The 10732-nt window shown below is 40.6% G+C and carries 9 protein-coding genes; all 9 read right to left on the reverse strand.

Annotation, left to right across the window (positions count from 1 at the left end):
- Positions 1 to 13: 13 nt before the first annotated feature.
- Positions 14 to 1957, reverse strand: a complete 1944-nt coding sequence (locus RTK36_RS07315) for a penicillin-binding transpeptidase domain-containing protein (RefSeq protein WP_312045750.1) — start codon at positions 1955 to 1957, stop codon at positions 14 to 16.
- A gap of 223 nt (positions 1958 to 2180) precedes the next feature.
- Positions 2181 to 4424, reverse strand: a complete 2244-nt coding sequence (locus RTK36_RS07320) for a penicillin-binding transpeptidase domain-containing protein (RefSeq protein WP_312045752.1) — start codon at positions 4422 to 4424, stop codon at positions 2181 to 2183.
- A 3-nt stretch (positions 4425 to 4427) separates the two neighbouring features.
- On the reverse strand, positions 4428 to 4964 hold the full coding sequence (locus tag RTK36_RS07325; RefSeq protein WP_312045754.1) for an FtsB family cell division protein: 537 nt from the start codon (positions 4962 to 4964) through the stop codon (positions 4428 to 4430).
- Between the two features lie 19 nt (positions 4965 to 4983).
- Complete coding sequence (gene rsmH / locus RTK36_RS07330) at positions 4984 to 5922, reverse strand: 16S rRNA (cytosine(1402)-N(4))-methyltransferase RsmH (RefSeq protein WP_312045756.1); 939 nt, start codon at positions 5920 to 5922, stop codon at positions 4984 to 4986.
- Between the two features lie 180 nt (positions 5923 to 6102).
- The gene (mraZ, locus tag RTK36_RS07335) at positions 6103 to 6534 is read right to left on the reverse strand and encodes a division/cell wall cluster transcriptional repressor MraZ (protein ID WP_066048962.1); all 432 of its coding nucleotides are present in this window, start codon (positions 6532 to 6534) and stop codon (positions 6103 to 6105) included.
- Positions 6535 to 6898: 364 nt separating this feature from the next.
- Positions 6899 to 8086 (reverse strand): pyridoxal phosphate-dependent aminotransferase, encoded by a 1188-nt coding sequence (locus RTK36_RS07340; RefSeq protein ID WP_312045758.1) that lies wholly within the window; start codon positions 8084 to 8086, stop codon positions 6899 to 6901.
- A gap of 3 nt (positions 8087 to 8089) precedes the next feature.
- Positions 8090 to 8536, reverse strand: a complete 447-nt coding sequence (aroQ, locus tag RTK36_RS07345; RefSeq protein WP_312045760.1) for a type II 3-dehydroquinate dehydratase — start codon at positions 8534 to 8536, stop codon at positions 8090 to 8092.
- Positions 8537 to 8547: 11 nt separating this feature from the next.
- Positions 8548 to 9687, reverse strand: coding sequence for a bifunctional chorismate mutase/prephenate dehydratase (locus RTK36_RS07350; RefSeq protein WP_312045762.1), 1140 nt, complete (start codon positions 9685 to 9687; stop codon positions 8548 to 8550).
- 154 nt (positions 9688 to 9841) lie between these two features.
- Positions 9842 to 10732, reverse strand: an 891-nt coding sequence (aroC, locus tag RTK36_RS07355; protein ID WP_312045764.1) for a chorismate synthase, incomplete at its 5' end; no start/stop codon positions are given.

Raw genomic sequence — 10732 nt, forward strand, 5'->3', positions numbered from 1 at the left:
AAGTTATTTCTAATCATTCTAAATAAACAATTACCTGTGTTCCTTTATTTATCGTTTCTCCCGAGGGCGGAAGTTGCCTTTGCACAGTTTCTCCTTCTCCTCGAATGCTAACAGACAATCCCTCTTTTTGTATCGTATTTTTTGCCTCCTGATAGCTCATTCCTATCACCTCAGGCATAGTTGCTTGTTCCTTTGCCGCCTCCTGTGCTTCTTTTTCACTATAAACTGGTTCAATGCCTATGTATGGCAAAGTATTCTTCATCAAATCCTGCATTACGGGGCCTGCCACGGTACCACCATAGTAAACGCCCTTGGGCTCATCAATTAAAACCAACGCCATTATTTGGGGGTTCTCTGCCGGTGCAAAGGCCATAAAAGATGCAATATATTTACCGCTTTTACGTGGTAACTTTTCGGATGTGGCTGTTTTACCGCCAATGCGATATCCCGGAATGTAGGTCTTGCTACCAGTTCCCTGGGATACTACACTTTCCAGTATCATCTTCATGGTTTCAGATGTTTCCTTTGAAATGACCTGTTCCCCTTTTTCATATTGAAATTCTTCAACCATATTTCCATCTTCATCAGCAATTCCCTTTGCAAAATGGGGGGTTACAAGGTTCCCGCCATTCACAATAGACGCTGCCGCTCTTAAAAGCTGTAGCGGTGTAATTTGAAAAGATTGACCGAAGCTCATTGTCGCCAGCTCTACCGGGCCAATGTTTTCAAGCTTATGGATAATGCCAACCGCTTCACCGGCAAGATCAACTCCTGTTTTTTGGTCAAAACCAAATTTCTTCATATAATTCAAAAACTTCTCTGCACCTACCCGCTCGGCAACCTGCATAAAAACAGGGTTACAGGAGTTTTGCACACCCTGCACAAAGGTTTCCGTACCATGGGTACGGGGAAAACGCCAGCATTTAATTCGTCTATCACCAACTACATAAAATCCGTTGCATTGAAAGGTGCTTTCCGGCGTTACCACACCCTCTTCAAGCCCCGCCGCCGAGGTAACAATTTTAAAAGTACTGCCCGGCTCATAGGTATCATTAATGGCAGTATTTCGCCACATTGCATTCAAATAATCATTTCGTTCCTTTTCTGAAAGGGTGCCCCAAACTTGCGCCAAAGCGTCATCATTAATGGTAAACGGATCGTTCAAGTCAAAAAACGGATAATTTGCCATAGCATATATTTCACCGTTTTGTGGATTCAAGACAATGATTAGTCCATGATCTGCGTCCTTCGTCTCAACCGCTTTTGCAATGGTTTGCTCTGCATATTGTTGCAGCACCACGTCGATGGTAGTCACAAGATTTTTTCCATCCTCAGGAGGAATTCGTTCCTGTTGACTGTCAACTTCATTTCCTCTGGAATCGGTAAGGGTCAAAATTTTTCCCTGCTTACCCTCTAAAATATCGTCGTATTTTGCCTCAAGACCCAAAATGCCCTGATTGTCCTTCCCTACAAAACCAATTACTTGGGCACCCATTTCCGAAAAGGGATATACCCGCTTTACATCCTCATCAACCATGACACCAGGGATTTCCGCTTTTCGAATCTCCGCCGCCAGCTCACTGTCAACCTTGGTTTTTATTCTAACCAAAGCCACTTTTTCCTGAACTTTTTTTAGAACAGTCTCATAATCCAAATCCAATTTTTCCGCTAGATAAGATGCGGTTTTTTCTTTATCTTTTGCTTGTACTGGAATAACACTAACAGCATTTACCGTTTCCGTCAACGCAATTCCCACACCATTCCTATCCAAAATACTGCCTCTTTTCGGCATAATTAGCCTATCTCTTGTTTGCTGTTCATAGGCCATTTCCTGCCACTGCTGGGAACGGAACAGCTCAATATAAATAATTCTGCCGAGCAATAGTGTAAAACCAAACATTGCCCCAAACAAAAATACCAGCAGCTTTTTTTTAACCCCTATAGGTGGTCTTTCCATGAAAAACACCCCTGTCTTCTCCATTTATAAAAAATATATGGAAAAAACAGGGCGTGTATGCGTTTAATTCAGAAAGACAAGTCTTAGGTTATGAAAATATAACGGCGACTGTATCTCCTTTTGAACTTAGATAACATATCTATTGTAAATCTTGCTCTTAACCTCAGCGATCATTCAAAAATATATAGACATTGAAAAATTATTACTGTTTAACGTTATAATTTCACTCACTTTGAGATGTATTTTTTTTATCCCCATCCTTTTTTGTGAGCTGTATTTTAACTTCAGAGCCCTTTTTGGCTGATACACCATATTTAGGGTTCTGAGAAGAAACAACTCCTTCAGTCTCACCCTCAAAAACCACTTCAAAGCCTGCCTCTTTCAAAGCTGCCGTTGCCTCATTATAGGTTTTACCAACTACATTTGGTACAGATGCTGCCCCTTCATCCTTTTCAGATCTTTGCACATATAGAATAATTTCACTACCTTTTTCTACTTGCGTACCACCCTTAGGCACCTGATTTGTAATGGTATTGCCTGTTCCTACCACTTTATAGGTTAATTCTTTTCCATCCAAATCAGACACAACATCATAAGCTGAACTGCCAACATAGTCAGGGAGCTTAACAGTTGCCTTCGTGGTCAACGTTGAAGCATTTGCTGCTTTTTCCGTAGGTTCCAAATTCTTATATTTTATTATTTTTTCCATCAAACTCTTTGTCATGGGGGCAGTGCTTTGTACCCCATCCACATAAGTCTCAGGAAGATGAATTACCGAAAGGATTATATACTTTGGATTTTCAGCAGGGAAATATGCCATATGGGTCAATGTCCAAAGGTCATCTCTTTCTCTGGAGCCCTGCTCCGCAGTTCCCGTTTTACATCCGATGGAATAACCGGGAATCTGTATTTTCTTACCCGTTCCTTCTTCCACAGTTGCCTTTAGGGCAATGCGCAAATAATCAGAAGTCTTTTTGGAAATAACCTGACGCACTACCTCTGGTTTATTCTCAAATGCAACATCACCATTGGGATCTATGACCTGAGAAACAACGTAGGGCTTCATAATATTCCCCCCGTTTATCAAAGCAGAAAATGCTGTAATAATTTGAATCGTTGTACAGTTAAAGGTCTGTCCAAAGGAAATGGTAGCCAATTCTGTAGGGCCAATGCCTGATAAAGAGTGAAGCACCTTTGAAGCATCCTCTTCACCTGGTAAATCGATGCCCGTTTTTTTACCGAAACCAAACTCCATTTGATATCGGTATACTTTCTCAGCTCCAAGCTTCTGGGCAATCTGAATAATACCTACATTACAAGATTGCGCTAAAATTTCTTTTACATTCACAGTGCCATGTCCCGTTCTTAAATGACAGTGAATTGGCGTACCACTTACATCTATGGAACCACCACAATAAAAGGTTGTTTGTGGAGTAATCACCCCTTCTTCCAGCGCTGCGGCCGCTATCAAAGGCTTATAAATGGAACCTGGCTCATACGTACTGCTGATAGTAAAGTTTTTCCACATATTATTTAAATAATCCATTTGATCTTTGCTGCTTTTAGCTCCCCATGCAGTCTTAAATGCAGGGTCTGTTTCAGTCTGTAATGGTGTTCCGGGCTGATTCAAATCAAAGGGATTGGATTCCGCCAAAGCAATGATTTCCCCTGTACTGGGGTCCATCACAACCGAGGCAATATGCTCAGAAGGCCACTTGGCGGCAGTCTCTGCCACAGCTTCTTCGGCATACTGCTGAATGGTGTAGTCAATGGTGGTTACTACAGTATCACCATCCTTTGCAGGATAATCCTGATAAGAAACGCCATCGGCGCCATCGTACAGAATAAAAGAGCGTCCAGGTGTACCTACCATATAGTCATCATATTTCCCCTCAATGCCCCATTGCGCATCGCCTCGGATGAAGCCTAGCAAGTGACACCCTAACGTTTTCAAAGGATAGGAGCGTTTTGTTGTCTGCTCGTAATAAACCCCTTTTAATTTTAGAGCTTCTAGTTCCTCTTTTAAGGGACGATCAATCTCTTTCACTAAGTATTTCCAGTTGTTCGGTAAGTTTATTTTTCCAGTTGCGGGATTTACGGTAATGTAGCCTTTTAAGGTTGCATAGTCCAACTCAGGAAATTTCTGGCACAATGTTTTTATCGTTTTTTCTTGCTCGGCTTCTTTATTTTCTGCTAAAATCAAAGGGTCAAGAACCACGTTATAAACCGCCGTGGAGATTGCAAGCACTTGCTCGTTTCGGTCAAGGATACTCCCTCTGTTGGCAGCAATAACTACATCATAACGGTTAATTTGCTGATTTTTCGCAGCTGCCTCATACTCTTCTCCATGAACTACCTTCAGATAAACGATTCTGCCAAAAATAGTTGTGAATACTGCCATAAACACAAAAAGAATAAAAGCAAATTTTCCGTTTGCCTTTATTCCTGTTGTCGTTTTTTTCATCATACATCAATCCTTTTTCAATCGACTTTTAAATTTTAAAAAACCAGAATTATTGTCTTCATTTGTTGTGTCCGCCGCATATTGCACAGTATAGCTCTGCTTTGGTACGTCTATGTATACGATTTGATAAGGCTGAGGTTCAGCCATACCAAGGCGTGTTGTAGCCTGCTCCTTAATATAGCCCAAATCAATCTGCTCCGTTAGCTCCGCCTCTAAAATGGCGTTGCTTGATTTTAATTCGGCAAGTTGATTTTTATCCTTCCGCAGCTCCACTCTCTCGTTGGCCACTCTAACATTCATACCCATGAAAACAATGCTTCCTGCAAAAAGAATAATCATAATAATAATCAATTTAAATGCAGTAATCCTGCTTTCTCTGTTTTCTGCCTTTTGGGCTTTTTCCTCTGCAATGCGATTTTTTTCTTCTTCATCTGTATAATAAGGGGTGTATTCCGGCTGTACGTCATATGCGACGTTGCCGTAGGCATAGTAGGAAGAACCTTTAAAATTATTTCCATATCTGTTATATTTTTTCGCTGCCATGCCTAATACCCCTTTCCATTTAGTTTTCTACTCCCTCCAATACACGAAGCTTTGCGCTTCTGGCACGGGGATTCATTTCTAGTTCTTCTTCACTAGATATAATAGGTTTTCTTGTAATCACCTTACCTGTTTGCTTTTTTCCACACATACAAACAGGAAATTGAGGGGGACAAACACAAGGGTTTTCTTGCTTACGAAAAGCCTCTTTTACAATTCTGTCCTCCAGAGAATGAAACGTGATGATACAAAGTCTTCCGCCAGGCTTCAATCTATTTGCCACGGCATCAATGGCCTGCTGCAAAACCTCCAACTCACCATTTACCTCAATGCGAATTGCCTGAAAAGTTCTCTTCGCAGGATGAGGACCATCCTTTCTGGCGCCCTTAGGCACTGCCTTTTTAATTACCTCAACCAATTCACCAGTTGATTCTATGGGCTTATTTTGCCTTTCCTGCACGATGAATTGTGCAATTCTTCTTGCCCAACGTTCCTCACCATAGTTGAAAATAACACGATTTAGCTCGTCCTCGTTATATTCATTGATAATGGCATACGCAGAAAATGGGTTGGTCGTATCCATTCTCATATCCAGAGGTGCATCATGCTGATAGGAAAAGCCTCTTTCTGCTTCATCCAACTGATGAGAAGATACCCCTATATCCAAAAGCATTCCATCAATTTTTTCAATACCCAGTCCATCCAGAATGCTGCCGATATTACCAAAATTATTGTGCACAAAAGTGATTTTATCCAAATGTTCCTTTAGTCTTTCCTTTGCCGCCTTATGGGCATTCAAATCCTGATCAATACAAATCAGTCTGCCTGTTGTCAGCTTTTTTGCAATTTCTAAGGAATGACCGCCACCGCCCATTGTTCCATCTACATAAACCCCATCAGGTTTAATTTTTAAATTTTCAATGCACTCCCAAAGAAGTACGGAAACATGATGAAATTCCAAAATGGCCACCTTAGACAGCGTAATCCCGCCATCTTTATCCTTTCTGATTTACATTAATCCCTTGTATTGATTTAAAATATTTTATCAAAGCAGTCAAACCGTGGATTTCAAAGAAAATTCAGTACCAAAACTTATTTTCTTATTTTCTCGTCCAAGGCTTGTCCCTGTGTCATTGTCTAATTAAATCCCCAAATTCTCCATTTCAAAAGCCAATTCATTGCTAATGAAATTCTCTTCGTTGTTATATTCAGCCCAATCATCCTTATTCCAAATTTCCACTCGATTGTTTACTCCAATAGAAACAACGTCCTTTTTTAATCCTGCATATTCTCTAAGATTTGCAGGCAAATTTATTCTTCCCTGATTATCTAAATCGCATTCGATGGCGCCCGAAAAGAAAAAGCGGACAAATTTTCTTGCACCACTGCTAGTTAAAGGTAGCTGTTTTAATTTTTCTTCAAAAATTGCCCATTCACTTTTGGGATATGCAAATAAGCAATTATCCAAACCTTTGGTTACCACAAAATGTTCACCTAAGCCGTCTCGAAATTTTGATGGCACAATTAAGCGCCCTTTGGAATCAATGGAATGTTGAAATTCACCGAGAAACATTTTGTAGTCACCACCCTTCACCTTTTCAGGGAAATACAGGGCATTCCAAACCATTTTCGCCCACTTTCCACCACTATTAACCACATTGTAATATATTTAACGGAAATAGGCAAGCCCCATAGCACAAAAAAATTCTGCGGTTTTCAGAAAAAAACCTTGATAATTCAGTGTTTATACTCATATAAGAGAATATTTCAACGAGAAACGACAATTTATTTCACCACCACTATCCACCCACCCAAACAAATCTGTTCACCAATCTCATTTTAAAGGAAAAACCTTTACTTCCCTCTCCACTTTCCTCCCCTTACACGAAAAAAACAGGTACTGCTTATGCAATACCTGCCAATTGAATATTTAAAATTTATTTTTTATATGCCTTTGCCAGCTTTTCAAAGGAAGGAAGGGCTCTTTCGATGACAGTTCTTGCCACACAATAGGCAATTCTAACGTAACCTTTACACCCAAAACCTCTACCTGGTGTCATAAGAATACCGAATTCCTTTGCTTTATTTACAAAGGCAACATCGTCTTCTTCCAGCGCCTTTACAAAGAGGTAAAAGGCACCTTGTGGTTTCGCACATTCAAAACCATAACTGATTAGGGCGTTGTATAAAGTCTCTCTGTTTTTATCATAAAAAGCGATGTCTGACTTTTCATCACAGCACCTTGCAACTACCAATTGTTGTAATGCAGGGGCATTCACAAAGCCCAGCACACGGTTGGCAACCCCTGCACCATAAACCACATCCTCAAAATCACCTACCGTAGAAGGGATGGTCAAATAGCCGATTCTGTCTCCCGGCAAAGAAAGGGACTTTGAGAAGGAGTAGGCAACAATTGTATTGCCATAGATCTTAGGTATATAAGGCACTGTCACACCATCAAAAACCAATTCCCTATAGGGCTCGTCTGAAATCAAATAAATTGTTGTTCCAAATTCTTTTCCCTTCTTATTTAAAACATCGGCTACTTTTTTCAAGGTCGCTTCATCATAAACCACGCCGGTGGGGTTATTGGGGTTGTTAATGATAATAGCCTTTGTTTTAGAAGTGATCGCTTCCCCCAATTGATGGGCATCCGGTAAGAAAGAAGGAATATTAGGCGCAATGGATATCAAACTTCCACCTGCATTGGAAACATATACATCATATTCTGAAAAATAAGGGGCAAAAGTCAAAACCTCGTCTCCTTGATCTAGCAGAACTTTTAAAATAACATTCAAGCCTCCTGCTGCACCTGTAGTCATAATAATGTTTTTTCCTGTATATTCTTCACCAAAACGACGATTTAAACTCTCCGCAATAGCCTGACGTACCTCAGGTATACCTGCGCCGTCAGTATAACTGTGTAGCGCCAAGGAGTCCATATTCTCCAGCAATTCAATTGCTGTTTGATTCACCGAGATGGGGGCTTTTACGTTTGGGTTGCCAATTCCAAAATCAAAAACATTTTCATCCCCCAATAATTTGCGCAGTCGTGGGCCTTCCGTAAAAAGTGCACTGATAGCAGCACTCTTATCAACCAATTCCTTCATATTTTTTGAAATCATTGCTTATTCCCCTCTCCCATTTCCTCTTTCCAATAAAAACAGCATTGCTTCTTTATATCCTAAAAAGCCTTTGCCCATTATGGTTTTGACACAAGCCTTTCCCGCATAGGAAATCTGTCGAAAATCTTCCCTCTGGCTTACATCAGTTATGTGTACCTCTACCGCAGGCAAATTTACCGCCTTCAATGCATCCAAAATGGCAACGCTAGTATGGGTATAGGCAGCGGGGTTTATCACTATACCCTCTGTTTTATCAAAATAGGCCTGCTGTATGCGGTCAACCAGGGCGCCCTCATGGTTGGATTGAAATATATCCACCTCGACGCCTTTTTCTTTTGCTGTTTCTTCTATTAAATGTACCAAGTCCTCATAGGTTTCATTTCCGTAAATCCCTTTTTCACGAATACCAAGCATATTCAAATTTGGTCCGTTCAGCACGAGAATCTTCATTTCATCGCCCCTTACATTTCTGAATAGCATCCTAAGAAGGATAGTTTTTCTGCAGATAGTTCCATATCTTTCAGCAGTGTCAATACATAGGGTGAGAATACAGAACCTTCAATATCAAAATAGAAGCGGAACTCAAAATCTTTTCCTGGGATGGGGCGGCTTTCCAACTTGGAAAGGTTCAGACCTTGACAGGAAACCTTCCCAATCATCTCATGGAGAGAGCCTGGTCTATGCGCCACTGAAAGCATCAAGCTTATCTTGTTTGCTCCAGCATAAATCTCCATATTCTTTGCTATACAAATAAAGCGGGTGTAATTATTTGCGTTATTCTGAACATCTTCTTTCAAAATATCTAAGCCATATAGTTTGGCGCATTCTGGTGAGGAAAGTGCCGCTATATCTGTACGATCACATTCCGCAACATACTTTGCTGCTGTAGCAGTATTTTCAAACACTGTAACTTTTACATTAGGTAAGGATTTTAAAAATTCACTGCACTGTTGCAATGCCTGCTCGTGAGAAATAATTTCTTTGATGTCAGAAAGTTTAATTCCTTTTTTCGCAACAAGGGCATGATTGATATGCAGCTTCAAGCTTTTCACCACATAAAATTTGTGACGAACCATCAAATCATAAACCTCAGTTACAGAACCGGCAGAACTGTTTTCAATCGGCAAAACACCATATTGGCAAAGGCCCATCTCCACCGCATTGAAAACGCTTTCAAAGCTATTGAAAAACATGGTGTTGGGCATAGAAAAAAGCTTTCCGCATGCTCGCTCTGCATAGGAACCTTCCACTCCCTGGCAAGCAACAACTGCTTTTCTTGGGAACTCCAGCTTGGGCTCTTGAATATTTGCAAGAATTTCTTGAGAAAGAGGTGTTTCTTTTGTTAAAAGCCCAGCCTGATAGCTTCTGCTCACTTCAAACATAGTGTGATACAGTGTTTTAATATATAATTCAAATTCTTCTCCCGCTTGATCCATCACCCGTTGCAGCACCTGATTTTCTCTTTTTTGGTCTAAAACAGGCAGATTTTTTTCTGCTTTTGCCTCAGCAATTTTCGCTGACGTCTGCATACGTTCTACAAAAAGTTTTGCAATTTCATCATCAATTTCATTCACTCTCAATCTTAAAGCATCTAAGTCCATCTTTCGTTCCTCCTTAAATATAGCGGTTCCTTGATAGTCGCTATTCCTAATTTAAATGTTATGTGTTAGTTTTTCTGAAATATAAATCTTATTAATATAGATAAATTTAAAAAATAATTAAGGGTTCTGCTCTTTTAAAAGCCGAAATCCTTTTTTACTTTTTATATTCCTCATATAAATCCAATAGAGCGATAGCCATGGCAGCTTCCACACAAGGTACTGCTCTGGGAACGATGCAAGGATCATGCCGCCCAACTACCTTTACAGAGGCATCTTTTCCTTCCTTGAGGCTAATCGTTGATTGCTCTTTGCTAATGGATGGCGTTGGCTTAAATGCGGTGCGAATAACCAATGGCATTCCACTGGAAATCCCGCCTAGGCTGCCACCATGATGATTGGTTTTCGTTTTAATTTCACCATTTTCTTCTATATAATAGAAGCTGTCATTGTTTTCCGAACCTAAAAGCTCTGCCACGCCGAGACCTTCACCAAACTCCACGCCTTTTACTGCGGGAATAGCAAATAGGATAGAAGATAGTTTACTTTCCAAACCATCAAACATAGGCTCACCAACGCCCACCGGCAATCCAATGGCAACACTCTCAATTACTCCGCCAACGGAATCCCCTTGCTCCCTAGCCTGTTGAATAATATTCTGCATTTTTTCCGCCATCCCATCATCTATTGTTGGAAAAGCTTTTTCAGCAATTTGTATTAATTCATCTTTTGTAATATCAACAGGATTGATGCTTTCATCTTTCCCTTCATGAATAGAAAGGATGTGGGCACCAATGGTAATGCCTCTGCGCTCTAATATTTGTAAACATACCGCACCGGCAAAGCATAGGGGTGCTGTCAATCTCCCCGAAAAATGTCCACCACCACGATGGTCTTGAAAACCATGGTATTTCACTTCTGCGGTAAAATCCGCATGGCCGGGTCTTGGCAAGTCTTTCAGTTGGTCGTAATCCTTGGATTTTGTATTTATATTCTCAATCATTGCACAAATAGGGGCTCCACAGGTTTTCCCCTGAAACAAACCTGA

Source organism: Anaerotignum sp. (assembly GCF_031981185.1).
In the GTDB taxonomy this organism is placed as follows: Bacteria; Bacillota; Clostridia; order Lachnospirales; family Anaerotignaceae; genus Chakrabartyella.